The 20405-nt window shown below is 64.4% G+C and carries 17 protein-coding genes and 1 pseudogene; 14 read left to right on the forward strand and 4 right to left on the reverse strand.

All coding sequences use genetic code 11. The features are described 5' to 3' along the window. Positions 1–768 precede the first annotated feature (768 nt). Positions 769–1032, forward strand: a complete 264-nt coding sequence (locus P8014_RS14060) for an AraC family transcriptional regulator (protein ID WP_337817958.1) — start codon at positions 769–771, stop codon at positions 1030–1032. 175 nt (positions 1033–1207) lie between these two features. On the opposite strand, the gene P8014_RS14065 is transcribed toward P8014_RS14060, so the two are convergent. The 4 genes from P8014_RS14065 to betI (P8014_RS14080) form a co-directional block, all read right to left on the reverse strand. Continuing rightward, positions 1208–1399, reverse strand: coding sequence for a hypothetical protein (locus P8014_RS14065; protein ID WP_337817959.1), 192 nt, complete (start codon positions 1397–1399; stop codon positions 1208–1210). Between the two features lie 188 nt (positions 1400–1587). Next, a complete protein-coding gene (betA, locus tag P8014_RS14070) occupies positions 1588–3246 on the reverse strand; it encodes a choline dehydrogenase (RefSeq protein ID WP_337817960.1) in 1659 nt (552 codons plus the stop codon). A gap of 68 nt (positions 3247–3314) precedes the next feature. Beyond that, complete coding sequence (betB, locus tag P8014_RS14075) at positions 3315–4778, reverse strand: betaine-aldehyde dehydrogenase (protein ID WP_337817961.1); 1464 nt, start codon at positions 4776–4778, stop codon at positions 3315–3317. After that, positions 4775–5392 (reverse strand): transcriptional regulator BetI, encoded by a 618-nt coding sequence (gene betI, locus P8014_RS14080; protein ID WP_337817962.1) that lies wholly within the window; start codon positions 5390–5392, stop codon positions 4775–4777. Before betI (P8014_RS14080) ends, betB begins: the two co-directional genes overlap by 4 nt. A 156-nt stretch (positions 5393–5548) precedes the next feature. Between betI (P8014_RS14080) and P8014_RS14085 the strand changes: the two genes are divergently transcribed. The 13 genes and pseudogenes from P8014_RS14085 to P8014_RS14145 form a co-directional block, all read left to right on the forward strand. Continuing rightward, positions 5549–6502, forward strand: coding sequence for an ABC transporter substrate-binding protein (locus P8014_RS14085; protein WP_337817963.1), 954 nt, complete (start codon positions 5549–5551; stop codon positions 6500–6502). 505 nt (positions 6503–7007) lie between these two features. Next, on the forward strand, positions 7008–7331 hold the full coding sequence (locus P8014_RS14090; RefSeq protein ID WP_337817964.1) for a glycine betaine ABC transporter substrate-binding protein: 324 nt from the start codon (positions 7008–7010) through the stop codon (positions 7329–7331). Then, positions 7277–7825: a glycine betaine ABC transporter substrate-binding protein gene (locus P8014_RS14095; RefSeq protein ID WP_337817965.1), complete on the forward strand. Its 549-nt coding sequence runs from the start codon at positions 7277–7279 to the stop codon at positions 7823–7825. Before P8014_RS14090 ends, P8014_RS14095 begins: the two co-directional genes overlap by 55 nt. Positions 7826–7946: 121 nt before the next feature. Continuing rightward, positions 7947–9494, forward strand: coding sequence for a choline-sulfatase (gene betC / locus P8014_RS14100; protein ID WP_337817966.1), 1548 nt, complete (start codon positions 7947–7949; stop codon positions 9492–9494). 63 nt (positions 9495–9557) lie between these two features. Then, positions 9558–10136 carry a transcriptional regulator BetI gene (betI, locus tag P8014_RS14105; protein ID WP_337817967.1) on the forward strand — a complete coding sequence of 193 codons (579 nt, stop codon included), beginning with the start codon at positions 9558–9560 and terminating at the stop codon, positions 10134–10136. A gap of 361 nt (positions 10137–10497) precedes the next feature. Continuing rightward, positions 10498–11697 (forward strand): formaldehyde dehydrogenase, glutathione-independent, encoded by a 1200-nt coding sequence (gene fdhA / locus P8014_RS14110; RefSeq protein WP_337817968.1) that lies wholly within the window; start codon positions 10498–10500, stop codon positions 11695–11697. 228 nt (positions 11698–11925) lie between these two features. Then, positions 11926–13188 carry a serine hydroxymethyltransferase gene (glyA, locus tag P8014_RS14115; RefSeq protein ID WP_337817969.1) on the forward strand — a complete coding sequence of 421 codons (1263 nt, stop codon included), beginning with the start codon at positions 11926–11928 and terminating at the stop codon, positions 13186–13188. Between the two features lie 51 nt (positions 13189–13239). Then, entirely contained in the window at positions 13240–14619 is a 1380-nt protein-coding gene (locus P8014_RS14120) for an L-serine ammonia-lyase (protein WP_337817970.1), read from the forward strand. A 46-nt stretch (positions 14620–14665) separates the two neighbouring features. Continuing rightward, positions 14666–15919: a sarcosine oxidase subunit beta family protein gene (locus P8014_RS14125; protein WP_337817971.1), complete on the forward strand. Its 1254-nt coding sequence runs from the start codon at positions 14666–14668 to the stop codon at positions 15917–15919. A gap of 14 nt (positions 15920–15933) precedes the next feature. Continuing rightward, complete coding sequence (locus tag P8014_RS14130) at positions 15934–16236, forward strand: sarcosine oxidase subunit delta (protein ID WP_337817972.1); 303 nt, start codon at positions 15934–15936, stop codon at positions 16234–16236. Positions 16237–16249: 13 nt separating this feature from the next. Continuing rightward, positions 16250–19267: a sarcosine oxidase subunit alpha gene (locus tag P8014_RS14135; RefSeq protein ID WP_337817973.1), complete on the forward strand. Its 3018-nt coding sequence runs from the start codon at positions 16250–16252 to the stop codon at positions 19265–19267. Beyond that, a complete protein-coding gene (locus tag P8014_RS14140) occupies positions 19260–19916 on the forward strand; it encodes a sarcosine oxidase subunit gamma family protein (protein WP_337817974.1) in 657 nt (218 codons plus the stop codon). Before P8014_RS14135 ends, P8014_RS14140 begins: the two co-directional genes overlap by 8 nt. 28 nt (positions 19917–19944) lie before the next feature. Next, a pseudogene (locus tag P8014_RS14145) lies at positions 19945–20405 on the forward strand (formyltetrahydrofolate deformylase); the annotation flags it as partial.

Here is a 20405-nt window from a genome sequence, read left to right on the forward strand (position 1 = left end):
GCCGTCGCCAGGCCCAGGGCTCTCGAATCCGGAATCTTGGGCCCGGTTTGGCGCCTCGCAAACGGCGGTGATACTGATTGTCGCCGCATTAACCGCCGCAAGGTTGGCGGTGTCGATATAGAAGATGTCGCGTACTTTCCGGATGTAGCTGGCCGGTGCGCCCGCGGTGTCCGGCTTGTGCGGCAAGCGTATCGTTCAGCGTCGCGTTGAGGGGTTCGCGGCCCAGGATCACGTGACATACAAGCCTTCTTTACGGGGCGGCGCCGCTGGCTTCAGTCAGGCCCAAGTCGGAAAGCACAATCGCTACCGTCAGTGTCCAGCGGACAGCTTTCGAACAGCGCCGCAGCAACGTCGTGTTTGCTCATCTGGCTGTGTGGATGCCTGGTCACGGCATGCGATGCCGAAACCAACCGGGTCTCTGATGTTGGAGGACAGCTTGCATCGCATTGTCGGTACTTTAGGCAGTGGAGTGCGGGTAGCATTAGAGCGATCCTGTTTGACTTTTGCCTATTTCTACTCAATTCGCAAAATTCCCCCATTGCGCAAGGAGTGCGGGGCATGGATTGGCGCAATCTTTTTTATTTTTGTCTAATCATGCTTTTTTTAATGTCCTTCTCTTGCCGATTTTGAAGCTGATGGATAATCTCTTTGGAAGGATTTTTTAGGCTAACTTTTGGATATATAAAATCATTTTTGAGTTTAAATAGAAGGTTGAGCGGTGAGCGACACGCAAGAAGAGCGTGAAGGCCTGGCAAGGCGGATTGCCCGATGGACTTCAAGAGACAACGCTGTCGATTCGGGCAGGGTCGAAAGCGACTGTTCCTGGGCAATGATGCCTATGTCTATGATGCGCACCGGTTTCTGATCACTTCCGTCGATCTTCCGGTGGTGACGCAGACCGTCGAGGCCAGTAGTGAGGAGCCGTACCTGGGTTTGACGCTGGAACTCGACCTTCGCGCAATCGCGCAACTCATGCTGGGGCAGAACATGCCCCGCTTCACCCATCGGAGGAGTGTCTCGGCATTGCGGTAAGCGAGGTCACCGCGGAGCTTTCCGACGCCTTCAACCGCCTGCTTGATCTGCTCGAGTGCCCGGACGACATTCCGGCTCTGGCGCCGCTGGTCAAGCAGGAGATCTTTTATCGCCTGCTCAGGGGGGAGCAGGGGCCGCGGCTGCGCCAGATCACCAACGCCGGCAACCGCGGCTATCAGGTTTCCCTGGCGATCGACTGGCTGAAGGAGAACTTCAGCAAACCGGTCAAGATGGAGGAATTGGCGAGCAAGGCCGGTTTGAGCCTTTCGGCTTTCCATAACCATTTCCGTGCCATGACCGCCATGAGCCCGCTGCAGTACCAAAGGCGCATGCGTTTGAACGAGGCGCGGCGCTTGATGTTGACCAATCGCATCGATGCCTCGAGAGCCGCATTCAAGGTTGGGTATGAGAGTCCTTCCCAATTCAGCCGCGAGTACAGTCGGCAATTCGGCGCTCCGCCTGCCCGCGATATCAAGAACCTCATGCGCGGTGCCGTCGGTCAGGACCAGCGAACGGAGTGAGACGCAAGGCGCATAGAGCGTTGTGGCCGATGCGTCAGCGCTGTGCGTCACGCCAGTTCGGCGCGACGTAGACCGGCGCGTCCGAGGGCGGCGGGGCTTTCTTGCCCAGGATCATGTCTGCGGCTTTTTCCGCCAGCATGATGGTCGGCGCGTTGAGATTGCCGCTGACGATGCTGGGCATGATAGAGGCGTCCACCACCCGCAGTTGCTCGATGCCGTGCACCCGTGTCTGCCCGTCCACCACGGCCATGTCGTCCTCGCCCATCTTGCAGCTGCAGGAGGGATGGTAGGCGCTTTCGGCCTTGGCGCGGATGAAGGCGTCGAGTTCGGCGTCCGAGACCGCGTCGGCGCCCGGCGCCAGCTCACGGCCGCGGAACGGATCGAAGGCGGCCTGGGCGAATATCTCGCGCGTCAGGCGGATGCCGGCGCGGAACTCTTCCATATCTTCCGGCTGGCTGAGGTAGTTGAACACGATGCGCGGCGCTTGCTGTGGGTCGCGGCTCTTCAGGGTGACGGCGCCGCGGCTTTGCGAGCGCATGGGGCCGACGTGGGCCTGGAAGCCGTGGCCTTCCTGCGGTGCGCGGCCGTCGTAGGAGATGGCGATGGGCAGGAAGTGATACTGCAGGTCCGGGTGCTCGACGCCGGCCCGCGAGCGGATGAAGCCGCCGGCCTCGAACTGATTGGAGGCGCCGGGACCCTTGCGCGCGGTCAGCCACTGCAGGCCGACGATGGCGCGGTTCCAGGGCTTGAGCACGGGGTAGAGGCTGATCGGCTGGGTGCTGGCGTACTGCACGTAGACCTCCAGGTGATCCTGCAGGTTGCGGCCGACGCCGGGCACGTGCTGCACCAGGGGGATGCCGTGTTCGCGCAGCGCCTCGGCGTCGCCGAGGCCGGAAAGCATCAGCAACTGAGGCGAGTTGATGGCGCCGGCGCTGACGATGACCTCGCGTTCGGCCCGGGCCTGCACCAACGAGCCGTCGTGCGCGGCGTACTCGACGCCGACGGCGGTCTTGCCGTCGAACAGAATGCGGTGGGTCAGGCGGCCGAGTTCCAGACTCAGGTTGGGCCGGTCGAGCACGGGGCGCAGATAGCCCTTGGCGGCGCTCCAGCGTTCGCCGCCGTCGACCGTCATGTCCATCGGGCCGAGGCCTTCCTGCTGGTAGCCGTTCATGTCTTCCGTATACGGATAACCGGCCTGTTTGCCGGCTTCGATGAAGGCGCCGAACAGCGGGTTTTCGCAGGCGCCGGTGCTGACGTGCAGCGGTCCGCTGTCGCCGCGGTAGGCGTCGCCGCCCTTGCGCCGGGTCTCGGCGCGGCGGAAGTAGGGCAGCACGTTCCTGTAGGCCCAGTGTTCCAGGCCCGGCGCCTGGGCCCAGCGGTCATAGTCCAGCGCGTGGCCGCGGATGTACACCATGCCGTTGATGCTCGAGGAGCCGCCGAGTACGCGCCCGCGCGGGCAGTACATGCGCCGATTGTCCATGTGCGGTTCGGGTTCGCTCTCGTAGTACCAGTTATAGCGGTCGTTCTTGAGCGGCTCGGCGAAGGCCGCCGGCATATGGATGAAAATGCTGCGGTCGCGCGGCCCCGCTTCCAGCAGCAGCACGCGCGTGTTGGGATCGGCGCTCAGGCGGTTGGCCAGCACGCAGCCGGCCGAGCCGGCGCCCACGATGATGTAGTCGAACGTATTGCTCATCGCTCGCATCCTTTCGGTCGAATGTTGATCGGGGCCGCGCGCCGTTCGACGGCGCGCGGGCGGGGTGGCTACAGCGTGGATTCCACGTCGCCGAGTTCGACGTACACGCTCTTGAGCTGGGTGTAGTGTTCGATGGCGGCGCGGCCGTTCTCGCGGCCGAGACCGGACTGCTTGTAGCCGCCGACCGGCATCTCAACCGGGCTCAGGTTGTAGTTGTTGATCCAGCAGATGCCGGCCTGCAGGCGCGCCACCACGCGATGGGCGCGGGCCAGGTCGCGGGTGAACACGCCCGCGGCCAGGCCGTAGTCGGTGGCGTTGGCGCGGCGGATGACCTCATCCTCGTCGTCGAAGGGCAGCACGGCCATGACCGGGCCGAATATCTCCTCGCGCACGATGCTCATGTCGTCGCCGCAATCGGCGAAGATGGTCGGCTCGACGAAGCAGCCGTCTTCAAATCCGGGCACCGAGGCCCGCCCGCCGCCGCAGACCACGCGCGCGCCGGCCTGTTTGCCGGCCTCGATGTAGCTCAGCACCTTGTCCATGTGTTCGCGCGAGACCAGCGCGCCGACCTGCGTGGCCGGATCCATGGGATCGCCGATGCGCAGCGCGCGGGTGCGTTCGCCAAGTCGCTCGAGGAATTCGTCCAGCAGGCCGCGCTGCACGAACACGCGAGTGCCGTTGGTGCAGATCTCGCCCTGGGTGTAGAAGTTGGCCATCAGCGTGGCCGCGACGGCGTTGTCCAGGCTGGCGTCGTCGAACACGATCAGCGGCGACTTGCCGCCCAGCTCCATGGTCACCGACTTGAGCGTGCCGGCGGCATCGGCCATGACCTTCTTGCCGGTGCCGACCTCGCCGGTGAACGAGACCTTGGCGATGTCCGGATGCGTGGACAGCATGCGCCCGACCGCGCCTTCGCCCTGCACGACGTTGAACACGCCCGGCGGCAGACCGGCGTCGGTCAGCGCTTCGGCCAGCTTGGAGGTGCTGAGCGGGGTCAGCTCGGCCGGCTTGAACACCATGGCGTTGCCGCAGGCCAGCGCCGGCCCGGCCTTCCAGCAGGCGATCTGGATCGGGTAGTTCCAGGCGCCGATGCCGGCGACCACGCCCAGCGGCTCGCGGCGGGTGTAGAAGAAGGTGTGGTCGTTGAGGTCGACGTACTCGCCGTGCTGGGCGGCGGCCAGGCCGCCGAAGTATTCCAGCGCGTCGGCGCCGGTCTGCACGTCGACGCTGTTGGCCTCGCCGATCGGCTTGCCGGTGTCGCGGGTCTCCAGCGCGGCGATCTCGTCGTTGCGCTCGCGCAGCAGTTCGGCGGCGCGCTTGAGGATGCGACCGCGCTCGGTGCCGCTCATGCGCGACCAGCGCTCGAAGCCGGCCTGGGCGCTGCGCACCGCCAGATCGATGTCTTCGCGGCCGGCGCGTTGCACGCGGGCGATGGTCTCGCCGGTGGCGGGGTTGACGGTGTCGAAGGTTTCGCCGCTGGCGGCATCGCGGTAGCCGCCGTCGATGTAAAGCTGTTGTTCCGGCAGGTTCATGCTGTCTCCGTATCCAATATTGAGGGGTTCGTGGCGCCGCTGGCGGCGAGCACGCAGCACAGAAACTGACGCACGACGCGCCTCGCGTGGCGGCCGTCGACGTGCCCGTCGAGCGCGCAGTTGAGGTAAAGCCCGTCGATCATTGCCGCCAATCCCTCGGCGGTCGGCGCCACGGTTTTCGGCGCCAGCAGCGCGCGCAGGGCGTGGCGCAGGTTCGAACGCAGGCGGCGGGCGTTGATCCGTTGCAGCCGGTGCAATGCGGGGTAGTGCGGGGCCTGGGCCCAAAACGCCAGCCAGGCGGCGACGGTGGTTGGTTTGAACTGCTCGTCGGCGAAGTTGGCGCCGATCAGGGCCTCGACACGGTCGATGGGGGTGCGGGCGTTGGCTTGCGCACTCACGACGTGGCCGCGGAACTGCTCCAGCAACTCGCGCATGGTCGCTTCGAGCAGGTCGTTCTTGCCGCTGAAGTAGTGATGGATGATGCTCGGCGCCACGCCGGCGATGCGTCCGATGCGCACGACCGTAGTGCGCTCGAAGCCTACCTCTCCGATCGATTGTATGGCCGCCTCGATCAGTTGTCGGCGGCGAATGGGCTGCATTCCGATTTTGGGCATGGCGAGGGCCTGGCAGTTGTCCGGGAGCAAGAGTAAAGGAAACTAGTTTGAATGATCAATCAATATAAAACTATACTTGCCGTCTCGAGTGGGCGGATTGCGGAGCACCGAATATCTCGGTCTGCCTCATATCACCAACGATTGGGAGAAAACTGCATGAACATGCAAGAACCACACAGTCGGAAGCGCGGCTGGTTGTCCGCATTGTTGCTGGGCGCAACCTTGTGTATCTGCGGACTGACTACGGCCGCGGCCAGTACGACGGTCAAATTCGGCGTGCCGCCGTGGCCCGGCGTGACCGTAAAGACCGAAGTCGCGCGGCAACTGCTCGAAGCCATCGGCTATCAGACGGCGGTGACCAATGCCGGCTACATCATCGACCTGCAGGGCGTGTCGCGCGGGGAGATCGATGCCGACATGGCCATCTGGTTGCCGTCGCAGGGATCCACCGTGAATCCGCTGGTCAAGAGCGGGAAGATCAAGCTGCTGACCGCCAACGTGCCCGATGCGCTGTACGGCGTAGTCGTGCCCGAGTACGTCTGGAAGGCCGGCGTGCACTCGATTGGCGATCTGCAGAAGTATTCGAGCAAGTTCGACAGCAAGATCTACGGTATCGAGTCGGGCAACGACGGCAACCAGATCATGATCGACGCGATCAAAAACGATACCTACAACCTCAAGGGTTGGCAGTTGGTGCCGTCGAGCACGGCGGGCATGCTTGCCCAGGCCGGGCGAGCCATCCAGCAGCACAAGTGGATCGTGTTTCTGGGCTGGAAGCCGCACTGGATGAACATCAAGTACAAACTGCGCTACCTGAAGGATCCGAAGATGATCTGGGGCGGGCCGAGCACGGTGTACACGGCGGTCAATCCGGAGTTCGTCAAGAAGCAGCCGAACGTAGCCAGGTTCCTCAAGCAGATGGTGGTTTATTCCAAGGCCCAGAGCCAGTGGATCTACGACTACGGCTACAAGAAGCAGCCGGCGGATGCCGTGGCCAAGGCCTGGATCAAGAGCAACATGGGCACCGTCGCCAAATGGCTGAAGGGTGTTAAGACCGCCGACGGCAGCAAGCCGGCGATCGAGGCGGTCAAAACCAAGTTCGCGTCCTAAACAGTTGTGTTGTTGCCGCCGGCATCGATGCCGGCGGCTTTTCCCCCTCCTCTTCGCATTCTCGCGATATGCAGGAACTCATGCCGATTCCAGGCGTGACCCGCTAATGCCAAGTCACTGAAGAGCGATAGGCCGGCAGATCGTCGTCCCTCTGTCGCCTACTCAAGCGTTCCGCGTTCCTGCCTGAATTTCTTGCGGAGTTGTGCTGCGGCCGACTGGCGTCGGTTCCGCTCCATGCATCGGGTCGGTGTCTCCATAGGCGACGTGTCGGTGATGCGTTTCGTGTATGCCGCGACCCCGTCTTCGAAGCCGATTTCCGAGCGAGCGGGTGGTGACGTAGGGCGACGTCGATCAGGTCGGTTTCGACAATGGATTGATAATAAAGGAAATTATTGTTATTTGAATAAGCAATCAAAATAAAACTATACTCGTAGCCTCCGGGGACGTGATGGCGGGATGAGGTTTCCCCGCAGTTCGTCCCCATCGCCAAAGAAGGGAGGTGCGTATGGATAAGCAGGAATCAACCAATCGGAGGCGCGGCTGGCGCTCGGCTCTCGTGCTGGGAGCGGCGTTGTGCATTGGTGGACTGGCGAACGTAGCCGCAGCCGCCACGATTAAATTCGGCGTGCCGCCATGGCCGGGCGTGACGGTGAAGACGGAGGTCGCACGCCAGTTGCTTGGGGCCATGGGGTATGACACCGCGGTGACCAACGCCGGGGTCGTCATCGATCTGCAAGGCGTTGCGCGTGGTGACCTCACGGCGATGATGGCGGCTTGGATGCCCGCGCAGAAAAAAATGGTAAGTTCGATCACAAGATCTACGGCATAGAGGCCGGCTCCGCCGCCGATATAACCCTGCGCGACGCGATCAAGAAGAACACTTTCAATCTGGGCAGCTGGCAGTTGGTGCCCTCGAGCACGGCGGGCATGTTGAGCCAGGCAGGCCGCGCGATCCGCGAGCACAAATGGATCGCGTTCCTGGGCTGGAAGCCGCACTGGATGAACATCAAGTACAAACTGTGCTACCTGAACGATCCCAAGAAGCTGCTGGGCGGGAAGACCACGGTGTACACGGTGGTGAATCCGGAGTTCGTCAAGAATCAGCCGAACGCGGTGCGGTTCCTCAAGCAGATGGTCGTCTACTCCAAGGCCCAGAGCCAGTGGATCTACGACTACGGCTACAAGAAGCAGAAGGCGGATGCGGTGGCAACGGCCTGGATCAAGGCCAACATGGACACCATCTCCAAGTGGCTTGAAGGCGTGAAGACCGCCGACGGCAGCAAGCCGGCGATCGAGGCGGTGAAGGCCAAGTTCGGCGCCTGAAAATCCCTCCCGCAGCACCGGCGCCGCGCGTTGCGGCGCCGGTGCATTCATTTTCATTGCCCGGGGTCTGGTTCGCCGTCCCGCAACATGAGGTGCTCAAGTGCAAAACGGTAACGACAGCGTGAAACGTCCGAATATTCTTTTCATCATGGCTGACCAGCTCAGCGCACTGGCGCTGTCGAGCTATGGTCATCCGCTGGTCAAGACGCCGAATATCGCGTCGCTTGCCGAAAACGGCGCCGTCTTCGAGAACGCGTACTGTAATTTTCCGATCTGCGCGCCGTCGCGTTTTTCGATGCTCAGTGGCCGCCTCGGGTCTTCGATCGGCGCTTACGACAATGCTGCCGAGTTTCCTTCCTCGCAGCCCACTTTCGCGCACTCGCTGCGCAGCAGCGGGTACAGAACGGTGCTGTCCGGCAAGATGCATTTCGTCGGCGCCGACCAGCTTCACGGTTTCGAGGAACGCCTGACCACCGATATCTACCCGGCGGACTTCGGTTGGACGCCGGACTGGAGCCGGGAACCGACGCATTACACCTGGTCGCAGCACATGGCGAGCGTGGTCGAGGCCGGGCCGGTGCAGCGCAGCCTGCAGATGGACTTCGACGAGGACGCGACGTATCAGGCCGTGCGCAAGATCTATGACCTTGCTCGCGATCCGGAAGTGGACAATTTCTTCCTCACCGTATCGCTCACGCATCCGCACGATCCGTACAACTGCCTTCCCGAGCATTGGGCGCTCTATGCGGATGAGGACATCGACATGCCCAGCGTGCCGGCGATGAAGCCCGAGGACATGGATCCGCACAGTCGGCGCCTTTACTACCAGGCGAGCATGAATCGCTACGACCTCAACGAGGAGCGGATTAGCAACGCGCGCCACGCCTACTACGGCATGGTCAGTTACGTCGACGACAAGGTAGGGCAGCTGTTGCAGGCGTTGGAAGCCACCGGGCTGGCCGACGATACGATTGTCGTGTTCACGGCGGATCACGGCGAAATGCTCGGCGAGCGCGGCCTCTGGTACAAGATGACCTTCTTCGAATGGTCCGCACGCGTCCCGCTGATATTCCACTGGCCGCAGCGCTGGAAGCCGCAGAGGATCAGCCGGGGCGTTTCGCTCGTGGACATCATGCCCACCTTGCACGACATCGCCGGCTGTACGGCTGAGGACATCGGTCCCGCGAGGCCCGAAGGCACCAGTCTGCTGCCGGCCCTGGAAGGGCGCGATTGGAAGAATGACGACGTGCGCGTGGAGTATCTGAGCGAAGCCGCGCTGGATCCGCGTCTCATGGTGCGCCGGGGCGATCTCAAGTACGTGTTCTCCCAGACCGATCCGGTCGAGCTGTACGATCTGGCGGAGGATCCGCACGAACTCGTCAACCTGGCGGGCAATCCGGATTACGCGGCGCAGGAACGGGCACTCCACGATGCGGTCATGGCCCGCTGGCAGCCGGACGAACTCAAGCGCGAGGTCATGGAGAGTCAGCAGCGCAGATTGTATATTCACCGCACTTTGACGACCGGGCGCTACACGCCGTGGGATTTCCAGCCGCAGATGGACGCGTCCCGTGCCTATGTGCGCAACCTGGGCGTCGACGAGGACACCTTGAAGGCACGATCGCGGTTGCCGAAGGCGCCCTCCGTGGAGCCCGATTTCGAAGCGTGAGTTGTCTGATCGCTATTGATCCGGCAACCATTTAGCTGCCGGATCAATATGAAGAGAGATTGGATGCCAAAAGTCGGAATGTATGCGGTGCGTCGGCGTCAGTTGATGGAGGCTTCCGTCGAAGTGATCGCGCGTCAGGGCATCGAGCAGGCCACGGTCGTCGATATCGCGCAGGCGGCCGGGCTGTCGCCCGGGTTGATACGCCACTATTTCGGGAGCAAGGACGATCTGCTCGAGGCGACGATCCGTTATCTGCAGAAGCGCCTCAAGCGCGCCGTGCGGGAACGCTGCGAGGTGGCGTCCGAGCCGATGGCGAAGGTGTACGCGATCATCGAAGGCAATTTCGCCCCCGAACAGTTCGAGCCCCAGGCCGTCAGCGCGTGGCTGGCATTCTGGTCCCAGTCGTCCACGTTGCGCCCGAATCTGCTTCGGGTGCGGCGAGCCCACGTCGGGCGTCTGCGCGACAATCTGACTTATTGGCTCCAGCGCTCCGTGGACAGGCCCAGAGCGCAGCATGTCGCGCAGGGTCTGACCGCGTTTATCGATGGTCTGTGGGTGGCCGCCGCCCTGGAAGGGGGCGTCTCGTCGGCAACCGCCAGCGCGTTGGCCCGGGAGTACGTCGAGCGGATGCTCGCTGCATGAGAAGCCGTCGCTGACGGAGTTTTCCATTCGTGCCGGAGTAATGACGCGGGATCGGATGGGGATCTCCCGGGCCTGTTTCAAGCCCGCGGAGTCATTGTCCTTGTCATGAAAACATTAACGTTTTCAGTTTGTTGTTGGGTCCATGTGGCGGGCCGCACCGTATGCGTGCCGTCTACGGCGCGACACGGTTGAAGCGTGGCCAGCCGAGGCGAAGGAGCTTTCCGGCGATGCCGTTTTTCCGTGGCGCCGGCGATGTGACGCTCAGCAATTACAGGTTGTCGCTTCCAGACATGTGTCCCTGATGCCTTGAATTAGATTCAGAGGGTACTTCAGGTGCAATACATTAATGAGAGGAGGAACGATGACCAGTCATGCATCCAACAGGGGCGTGGTTTACCAAGGCCCTGGAGAGGTAACAGTCGAGTCCATAGCCTTCCCCGAGCTGGCACTGGGTAATCGCCGTTGCGACCACGGCGTGATTCTCAAGATTCTGACCACCAATATCTGCGGTTCGGACCAGCACATGGTGCGTGGGCGCACTACGGCTCCGCAGGGCCTGGTGCTGGGCCACGAAATCACCGGCCAGGTCATCGAATGCGGCCGTGATGTCGAGTTCATCCATGTCGGCGATGTCGTGTCGGTGCCGTTCAACATCGCCTGCGGCCGCTGCCGCAACTGCAAGGAAGGCAAGACCGGTATCTGTCTGAACGTGAATCCGGCGCGTCCGGGTGCGGCCTACGGCTACGTCGACATGGGCGGCTGGGTAGGCGGTCAGGCGGAGTACGTCATGGTGCCCTACGCGGACTTCAACCTGCTGAAGTTCCCCGACGCCGATCAGGCCATGGAGAAGATCAAGGACCTGACGCTGCTGTCGGACATCTTCCCGACTGGGTACCACGGCTGCGTGACGGCCGGCGTCGGTCCGGGTTCGGTCGTCTACATTGCCGGTGCTGGTCCGGTGGGGCTGGCCGCGGCGGCTTCCGCACGCCTGCTGGGAGCGGCCTGCGTCATCGTCGGCGACATGATCCCCGACCGCCTTGCACAGGCGCGCAGCTTCGGCTGCGAGACCGTGGACCTGCGTCAGGACGCAAAGCTTTTCGACATGGTCGAACAGATTACGGGTGATCCCGAAGTCGATGCCTTTGTCGACTGCGTGGGTTTCGAGGCGCATGCCTGCGGGCACGACCACGGCCACGAGCAGCCGGCGACGGTGCTCAATTCGGCTATGGAGCTGACGCGCGCCGGCGGGCAGGTGGGTATTCCGGGACTGTACGTGACGGAAGATCCCGGTGCGGAGGACACCGCCGCCCGGCATGGCTCCCTGAGCGTGCGTATCGGCCTGGGCTGGGCGAAGTCGCATTCGTTCCACACCGGCCAGTGCCCGGTGATGAAGTACAACCGTCAGCTGATGCAGGCGATTCTGTTCGGCCGCGCCGAGATAGCCAAGGCGGTGAACGTGCAGATGATCAGCCTGGACCAGGCGCCGGCCGGGTATGCGGATTTCGACGGCGGAGCGGCCAAGAAATTCGTCATCGATCCTCACGGGGCCGTCGCGGCCTGACGTGTCGGCCGTTTCCGGCAGTAGCGGCGCGTTCAACCGCCGTGCTGCCGGGTGCGGAATCCTTATGCGGGCATGGGAAGGGCGACGCGGCCGCGTCGCCCTTTGTCGTAAATCAATGCAGCGATGTCGCAGGCAAACATCCGTGTCTGCCCACCCCCGAATATCATCCACCCAGTGCGACGCAGATCACTGCGTCACCTCGGTACTCATGAACAGGGAAATATGACGATGTTCACCAAGGATCAGACGCTTGCCACCTACGACGAAGCACTGTGGGAGGCCATCCAGGACGAGGCGCAGCGGCAGGAGGATCACCTGGAGTTGATCGCCTCCGAAAACTACACGAGTCCGCGGGTGATGGAGGCGCAGGGTTCGTGTCTGACCAACAAGTACGCCGAAGGGTATCCGGGCAAGCGCTACTACGGCGGTTGCGAGTATGTCGACCGCGTCGAGCAGATGGCCATCGACCGCGCCAAGGCGCTGTTCGGCGCCGACTACGCCAACGTACAGCCGCACTCGGGTTCCCAGGCGAATGCGGCCGTCTACATGGCTTTGCTGCAGCCCGGCGACACCGTCCTGGGCATGAGCCTGGCGCACGGCGGTCACCTGACGCACGGCGCATCGGTCAGTTTCTCGGGCAAGATCTACAATGCCGTGCAGTACGGCCTGAACGAGGAAACCGGCGAAATCGACTATGACCAGGTCGAGGCGCTGGCGCAGGAACATCGTCCGCGCATGATCGTGGCGGGTTTCTCCGCCTATTCGCGGGTGGCGGACTGGGCGCGTTTCCGCGAGATCGCCGATAGTGTCGGTGCGTATCTGATGGTGGACATGGCGCATGTCGCGGGACTGGTGGCGGCCGGGGTGTACGACAACCCGGTTCCGCACGCCCACGTCGTCACCACCACCACGCACAAGACGCTGTGCGGTCCGCGCGGCGGCCTGATCCTGTCGAACGGCAATCCCGAGCTGGAAAAGAAGTTCAATTCGGCGGTGTTCCCGGGCGGGCAGGGCGGTCCGCTGATGCACGTGATCGCCGCTAAGGCGGTGGCCTTCAAGGAGGCTGCGGAGCCCGAGTTCAAGGCCTATCAGCGCCAGGTCGTGGATAATGCCAGGGCGATGGCGGACGTTTTCATCGAGCGCGGCTACGATGTCGTGTCGAACGGCACCGACAACCACCTCCTGCTGCTCAGTCTGGTGCGCCAGGGCATGACCGGCAAGGCGGCCGACGCGGCTTTGGGCGAGGCGCACATCACGGTCAACAAGAATGCGGTGCCGAACGACCCGCAGACGCCTTTCGTGACCTCCGGACTGCGCATCGGCACGCCCGTGATCACCACGCGCGGTCTGGGCGAGGCCGAGAGTAGAGAGCTGGCGGGCTGGATCGTCGACGTGCTGGACGCCCTGCGCGACGGCGACGCGTCCGGGACCATCGCCACGGTGCGGGAAAAGGTCGAGCAGATGTGCCGCGACTTCCCGGCTTACCGCTGACGACCGGTGGCTGAAGACACGATGTCCGCGCCGGCAAGCTGAGGAGCAACCATGGCTATCAGCCTGTTCGATATGTTCAAGGTCGGCATCGGACCCTCGAGTTCCCATACCGTGGGTCCGATGGAGGCGGCGCATCGTTTCGCGCGCGGTCTGCGCGAGGCGGGTCTGCTGGAGCGGGTACGGCGGATCGACGTGCAGCTGTACGGTTCGCTCGGCGCGACCGGCAAGGGGCACGGCACCGGGCCGGCGGTCCTGCTCGGACTCGAGGGCAACCAGCCTGACACGGTCGATCCGGAGGCGCTGCCCGCCCGCACGGCCGAGATCCTGGCCGAGGGCAAGCTGCTGCTGGACGGCTCCCACGCGGTCGACTTCGATCAGGCGACGGACCTGACCTATCACCGGCGCGAGACGCTGCCGTACCACCCGAACGGCATGGTGTTCACGGCCTTCGCCGGCGACGAGGTGCTGCAGCAGGGCACCTACTACTCCGTCGGCGGCGGCTTCGTGGTGGACGAAAGCGCCGCGGGGGCGGACCGCATCGTCGAGGACACGACGCCGCTGGCCTATCCGTTCCACACCGCGGCAGAGCTGCTGGAACAGTGCCGAGAACACGATCTTTCCATCGCCGACGTGATGCTGGCCAACGAACAGGCCTGGCGCAGCCCGGACGAGATCCGCGAGGGCATTCTGCACATCTGGCAGGTGATGCAGGATTGCGTGCGTAACGGTACCCGCAACGAGGGTATTCTGCCCGGCGGGCTCAAGGTGCAGCGCCGCGCGGCGAAGCTCCACGCCCAGCTGATCGCGGCGGATCGGCGCGACACGATTTCACCGTCCCTGAGCGCCATGGACTGGGTCAATCTCTACGCCCTGGCGGTGAACGAGGAAAACGCCGCGGGCGGTCGCATCGTCACCGCGCCGACCAACGGCGCAGCCGGCATCATTCCGGCGGTGTTGCACTACTACATCAACTGGTGCCCCGAGGCGAACGAGGACGGTGTGGTCGTCTTCCTGCTGACTGCGGCGGCCATCGGCATCCTGTTCAAGGAAAACGCCTCGATCTCCGGCGCCGAGGTCGGATGCCAGGGCGAGGTGGGTTCGGCCTGCGCGATGGCGGCGGGAGGGCTTGCCGCCGCTGCTGGTGGCACGCCGGAACAGATCGAGAACGCTGCCGAGATCGGTATGGAGCACCATCTCGGACTGACCTGCGATCCCATTGGCGGCCTGGTTCAGGTGCCTTGCATCGAACGCAACGCGGTCGGTGCCGTGAAGGCGATCAATGCCGCCGTCATGGCGCTGCGCGGCGACGGCAGCCACTTCGTCTCGCTGGACAAGGTGATCAGGACGATGCGCGACACCGGCCGGGACATGTTGGACAAGTACAAGGAAACGTCACGCGGCGGCCTGGCGGTAAACGTCATAGAGTGCTGAACCGCGGCGCCGTCCGTTCGGCGAGTATTTGATGAGGACCCGATTGATGCAGAAATACTCCGGATTCGACCTGCTCAAGCACAGTCTGAGCCACCACGAGAACTGGCAGCGGGTCTGGCGCAGCCCCACGCCCAAGAAAAGCTATGACGTGATCATCGTCGGCGGCGGCGGCCACGGGCTGGCGACCGCCTACTATCTGGCCAAGGTGCACAACATCACCAACGTGGCGGTGATCGAGAAGGGCTATCTCGGCGGCGGCAACACCGCACGCAACACCACCATCGTGCGTTCCAACTATCTCTGGGACGAGGCGGCGCTGCTGTACGAGCATGCCCTCAAACTCTGGGAAGGCCTGTCGCAGGATCTGAACTACAACGTGATGTTCTCGCAGCGCGGCGTGCTCAACCTGGGGCACACGCTGCAGGACATGCGCGACATCCGTCGGCGCGTCAACGCCAATCTGCTGAACGGCATCGACAGCGAGGAACTCGACACGCAGGGCGTGCAGGAGATCGTGCCGATCATGGACTGCTCGCCGAACGCGCGCTATCCCATCCTCGGTGCCTCCTGGCAGCCCCGCGCCGGCGTCGCCCGGCATGATGCCGTGGCCTGGGGCTATGCGCGGGCCGCCGACGCCATGGGCGTGGATCTGATCCAGCAGTGCGAAGTGGACGGCTTCGTCATGGAAGACGGTGCGGCGGTGGGTGTGAACACGCGTCAGCACGGCGTCATCCGCGCCGGGCGCATCGGTTGCGTGGTCGCGGGCAATTCCGGCGTACTCGCCGGGTTGGCCGGGTTCCGTCTGCCGCTGGAATCGCACCCTCTGCAGGCTCTGGTGTCCGAGCCGCTGCGTCCGGTGCTGGATACGGTCGTCATGTCCAATCAGGTGCACGGCTACATTTCGCAGTCGGACAAGGGCGATCTGGTCATCGGCGCCGGCATCGACGGCTATAACGGCTACGGCCAGCGCGGTTCCTACCCGACGATCGAGCATACGCTGCAGGCTATCGTCGAGATGTTCCCGGTCTTCAGCCGGGTGCGCATGAACCGCCAGTGGGGCGGCATCGTCGACACCTGTCCCGACGCCTGTCCGATCATTTCGGCCACGCCGGTCGAGAACCTGTTCTTCAACTGCGGCTGGGGCACCGGCGGCTTCAAGGCGACGCCGGGCTCCGGCCACGTTTTCGCGGCCACTCTGGCCCAGGGCGAGGCGCACGAACTGGCCAAGCCGTTTTCCATGTTCCGTTTCCACGATGGCGCGCTGATCGACGAGCACGGCGCCGCCGGCGTGGCGCACTGATCGAGGAGCGCGACATGCTGCACATCTATTGCCCGTACTGCGGCGAGCACCGGTCCGAGGAAGAGTTCCATCCCAAGGGGCAGGCGCATCTGACGCGTCCGGCCGACGCCGACGCCTGCACCGACAAGGAATGGGGCGAGTTCCTGTATTTCCGGGACAATCCGCGCGGTCTGCACCACGAACTGTGGGTACACGCCGCCGGCTGTCGCAAGTTCTTCAACGTGACGCGCGACACCGCCACCTACCAGATCCTGGAAACCTATCCGATGGGCGCGGCGCCGCAGGTCGTCTCCCCGTCCCACACCCAGCAGCCCTGAAGAGCGAGCCATCATGCAGGACAATCGACTTCCAGCGGGCGGGCGCATCGATCGCAGCCAACCCGTGCAGTTCCAGTTCGACGGGCAGACGTACACAGGCTTTCGCGGCGACACCCTGGCTTCGGCGCTGCTGGCCAACGGCGTGGACGTGGTCGCCCGCAGCTTCAAGTACGGCCGTCCGCGCGGCATCGTGAGCGCCGGGGCGGAGGAGCCCAACGCCGTCTTTCAGCTGGGCGCCAGCGAAGCCACCCAGGTGCCCAACGTACGCGCGACCCAGCAGGAGATCTTCCATGGCCTGGTCAGCCAGCCCACCAGCGGCTGGCCCAGCCTGTCGTTCGACGTCATGGGCGTGGCCTCCAGAGTGGCCGGCGGCCTGATGCCGCCGGGCTTCTACTACAAGACCTTCATCTCGTCGCCGGCGGCCTGGAAGACTTACGAGAAGTACATCCGCAAGGCCGCGGGTCTGGGCCGTTCGCCGCGCGAGGCGGATGTCGACGTCTACGATCACATGAACCGGCATACCGACGTGCTGGTGATCGGCGCGGGGCCTGCCGGATTGTCCGCGGCGCTGGCCGCGGCGCGCGCCGGTGCGCGCGTGATCCTGGCCGACGAGCAGGCGGAAATGGGTGGTTCGCTGCTGTCCGGCCGGGAAACGTTGGACGGCAAGCCGGCAGCGGAGTGGGTGCGCGAAGTGCTCGACGAGCTGGCCGCCTGCGACAACGTGACACTGCTGCCGCGTACCACCGCCAATGGCTATCACGATCACAACTTCCTTACGCTGCACGAGCGCTGCACCGATCATCTGCGCGACAGCGCTCCGGATGGCCGCACGCGCCAGCGCATGCACCGCGTGCGCGCCGGCTGGGTGGTGCTCGCCACCGGTGCCCACGAGCGCCCGCTGGTGTTCGCCAACAACGACGTTCCGGGCTGCATGCTGGCCTCGGCCGTGTCCACGTACATCAACCGCTATGCGGTCGTCCCCGGCCGACGTCTGGTGCTGATGACGACCAACGACCACGCCTACCGCACCGCCTTCGACTGGCAGGATACGGGGCGAGATGTGGTCGCCATCGTTGACACCCGTGCGAACCCCAACGGCGCCTATCAGGACGAGGCGCGCCGCCGCGGCATCACCGTGATGTCGGGCAGTGCGGTGATCGAGGTCCGCGGCGTGCGGCGGGTCGAAGGCGCGCTGGTCGCCGGAATCGATGTGGCCGGCGAACGCGTCACCGGCGAGGGCCGGGTGCTGGACTGCGACATCCTGGCAAGCTCGGGCGGCTGGAGCCCGGTGGTGCATCTATCCTGCCACACCGGCAGCCGTCCGGTATGGCGCGACGACATCATCGGCTTCGTGCCCGGCGAAACCCTGCAGCGTCAGCTCGTCGCCGGCGCCGTCGCCGGCACCTACGGCCTGGCCGACTGCCTGCGCGAGGGTGCCCGCATCGGTGCCGAAGCGGCCGCAAAGGCCGGTTTCGAAGCGCAGGCGCCGGACAGCCCGGCGGTCGATGAGTTGGCCGAAGGCGCTGCCATGGCGCTGTTCTACATACCGCACCACAAGCCCGCCAGCCGGGCGCCCAAGCAGTTCGTGGACTACCAGCTCGACGTGACCGCGGCGGGTATCGAGGTGGCGGTGCGCGAGGGTTTCGAGTCCATCGAGCACGTCAAGCGCTACACCGCGATGGGCTTCGGCACGGATCAGGGCAAGCTCGGCAACATCAACGGCATGGCGATCACCGCCCGCGCCCTGAACCAGTCCATCCCGCAGACCGGCACCACGGTCTTCCGGCCCAACTACACGCCGGTGACCTTCGGCGCCGTCGCCGGCCGGCATTGCCGCGACTTGTTCGAGCCCATGCGCTACTCGGCGATGCACGAATGGCATGTGGCGCACGGCGCGGAGTTCGAGGACGTCGGCCAGTGGAAGCGCCCCTGGTACTTCCCGAAGCCGGGCGAGAGCATGCGTCAGGCGGTGGACCGCGAGTGCAGGGCGACGCGCGAGAGCATCGGCATTCTGGACGCCTCCACCCTGGGCAAGATCGACATCCAGGGCAAGGACGCGCGCGAATTCCTGGGCCGGGTCTACACCAATGCCTGGGCCAAGCTCGCGGTGGGCAAGGCGCGCTACGGCCTGATGTGCCACGAGGACGGCATGGTGTTCGACGACGGCGTGACCTCCTGCCTGGCCGAAAACCACTTCCTGATGACCACCACCACCGGCGGTGCGGCGGGCGTCCTGGAATGGCTGGAGCTGTATCACCAGACCGAATGGCCGGAGCTGGAGGTGTACATGACCTCGGTGACCGACCACTGGGCCACCATGACCATCGGCGGCCCCAACGCGCGCAAGCTGCTGGCCGAGCTGACCGACGACATCGACCTGGACAAGGACGCCTTCAAGTTCATGGACTGGCGCCAGGGCACGGTGGCCGGGGTGCCCGCGCGGGTGTTCCGCATTTCGTTCACCGGCGAGTTGTCGTACGAGATCAACGTGCAGGCCAACTACGGGCTGCACGTGTGGGAGAAGCTCTTCGAGCACGGCGCCAAATACGATCTGACGCCTTACGGCACCGAGACCATGCACGTGCTGCGCGCCGAGAAGGGCTTCATCATCGCCGGGCAGGACACCGACGGCTCCGTGCATCCCTACGACCTGGGCATGGCCTGGGCGGTCAAGGAGGACAAGCCGTTCAGCTTCATCGGCAAGCGCGGCATGAAGCGCGAGGACTGCGTGCGCGAGGACCGCAAGCAACTGGTCGGACTCAAGACCCGGGATCCGGAGTTCGTGCTGCCCGAAGGCGCGCAGGCCGTGGACGACCCGAACCAGCCCAAGCCGATGCGCATGCTGGGCCACGTCACCTCCAGCTACTACAGCGCCAATCTCGGCCGCTCCATCGCCATGGGACTGATCCGCAACGGCCATCAGCGCATGGGCGAGACCGTCTACTATCCGCTTCCGGACGGTTCCGTGATTGAGGCCGAAATCTGCAGCACCGTGTTTTTCGATCCCAAGGGGGACCGCCAGAATGTCTGAGCTTACCGGCAAGATCGCCGTCATGGACCAGCTTCCGCAGGTTGAAGTGCCGGCCCGCAGCCCCCTGTACCGGCAGGCTGGACAGGCTGCCGCTGCGGAGCCGGCCGCGCACGGCGTGTACCTGTGGGAGGAGGGACTGCGCAGCCATCTGATAGTGCGCGGCGATGCCGAGAATCAGGCGTTTCGCGACGACGTGCTGAAGGCCACCGGCATGAGCCTACCGACCGCGCTGCAGAGCGTGACGGGCGGCGAGTGGTCGATGGGCTGGCTCGCGCCGGACGAGTGGTTGCTGACCGGACCCGGTGCGCAGGCCTTCGGGATGGAGACGAAACTGCGCGAGAGCCTCAGCGGACACTATTCGGTCGTCAACGTCGGCGGCGGGCAGACCCTGCTGCGCCTGTCCGGCCCGCAGGCCGTCCCGGTGCTGATGAAGAGTTGTTCCTACGACGTGCACGAAGCCAATTTCCCGCCGGGGAAGATCGTCTCCACGGTATTCGCCAAATCGCAGGCGATTTTGCGGCGCCTGGACGCGGATCAGTGGGAACTGGTGGTGCGCCGCAGTTTCGCCGACTACATCTGGCGCTGGCTGCTGGAAGCGGGGCGTGAGTACGGCGTGTGCATCGGTGCGCCCGGCGAGTCCACGGCGTAGCTTGTAGCAGGCTGACGGGCGCAGGCATATGGTTCCCAAGGAAAAGCTCTGGATTCTGACCGCGCAATGTCCCAGCCGGCTGGGCACGGTCGACGTGGTCACGCGCAGCCTTGCGGAAACGCAGAACTACGTCGTGGCGATGAACTCCTTCGACGACCGGGCCACCTCGAGCTTCAGCATCCGGGTGGAGCTGCGGCCGCTCGAAGGCGAGGAATCACTGGCCCGGTTCCGGGAGTTGTTCGAGCCGCGCGCCGCGGGCTTCGACATGCAATGGGAGCTGACCGCGCCGGACCACCGCACGCGCGTCGCGATCCTGGTGTCCAGGTACGATCATTGTCTGAACGACCTGCTGTACCGCTATCGCACCGGCGAGCTGGCCGTCGACATCCCGCTGGTCATTTCCAATCACCCGGATCTGCAGTCCCTGGCGGAATGGCACGGCATACCCTATTTCCACCTCCCGATCACCCCGGAGACCAAACCCGAGCA

It is taken from the genome of Acidihalobacter sp. (assembly GCF_037381185.1).
Taxonomy (GTDB): Bacteria; Pseudomonadota; Gammaproteobacteria; order DSM-5130; family Acidihalobacteraceae; genus Acidihalobacter_A.

What these genes read in the sequence shown, in the direction of transcription:
- betI (WP_337817967.1), top strand. Translation starts at nt 9,558, where the DNA reads ATGCCAAAAGTCGGAATGTATGCGGTGCGTCGGCGTCAGTTGATGGAG.
- P8014_RS14135 (WP_337817973.1), top strand. Translation starts at nt 16,250, where the DNA reads ATGCAGGACAATCGACTTCCAGCGGGCGGGCGCATCGATCGCAGCCAA.
- fdhA (WP_337817968.1), top strand. Translation starts at nt 10,498, where the DNA reads ATGACCAGTCATGCATCCAACAGGGGCGTGGTTTACCAAGGCCCTGGA.
- P8014_RS14060 (WP_337817958.1), top strand. Translation starts at nt 769, where the DNA reads ATGGACTTCAAGAGACAACGCTGTCGATTCGGGCAGGGTCGAAAGCGA.
- P8014_RS14090 (WP_337817964.1), top strand. Translation starts at nt 7,008, where the DNA reads ATGGATAAGCAGGAATCAACCAATCGGAGGCGCGGCTGGCGCTCGGCT.
- betA (WP_337817960.1), bottom strand. Translation starts at nt 3,246, where the DNA reads ATGAGCAATACGTTCGACTACATCATCGTGGGCGCCGGCTCGGCCGGC.
- P8014_RS14085 (WP_337817963.1), top strand. Translation starts at nt 5,549, where the DNA reads ATGAACATGCAAGAACCACACAGTCGGAAGCGCGGCTGGTTGTCCGCA.
- P8014_RS14130 (WP_337817972.1), top strand. Translation starts at nt 15,934, where the DNA reads ATGCTGCACATCTATTGCCCGTACTGCGGCGAGCACCGGTCCGAGGAA.
- glyA (WP_337817969.1), top strand. Translation starts at nt 11,926, where the DNA reads ATGTTCACCAAGGATCAGACGCTTGCCACCTACGACGAAGCACTGTGG.
- P8014_RS14140 (WP_337817974.1), top strand. Translation starts at nt 19,260, where the DNA reads ATGTCTGAGCTTACCGGCAAGATCGCCGTCATGGACCAGCTTCCGCAG.
- betB (WP_337817961.1), bottom strand. Translation starts at nt 4,778, where the DNA reads ATGAACCTGCCGGAACAACAGCTTTACATCGACGGCGGCTACCGCGAT.
- P8014_RS14120 (WP_337817970.1), top strand. Translation starts at nt 13,240, where the DNA reads ATGGCTATCAGCCTGTTCGATATGTTCAAGGTCGGCATCGGACCCTCG.
- betI (WP_337817962.1), bottom strand. Translation starts at nt 5,392, where the DNA reads ATGCCCAAAATCGGAATGCAGCCCATTCGCCGCCGACAACTGATCGAG.
- P8014_RS14125 (WP_337817971.1), top strand. Translation starts at nt 14,666, where the DNA reads ATGCAGAAATACTCCGGATTCGACCTGCTCAAGCACAGTCTGAGCCAC.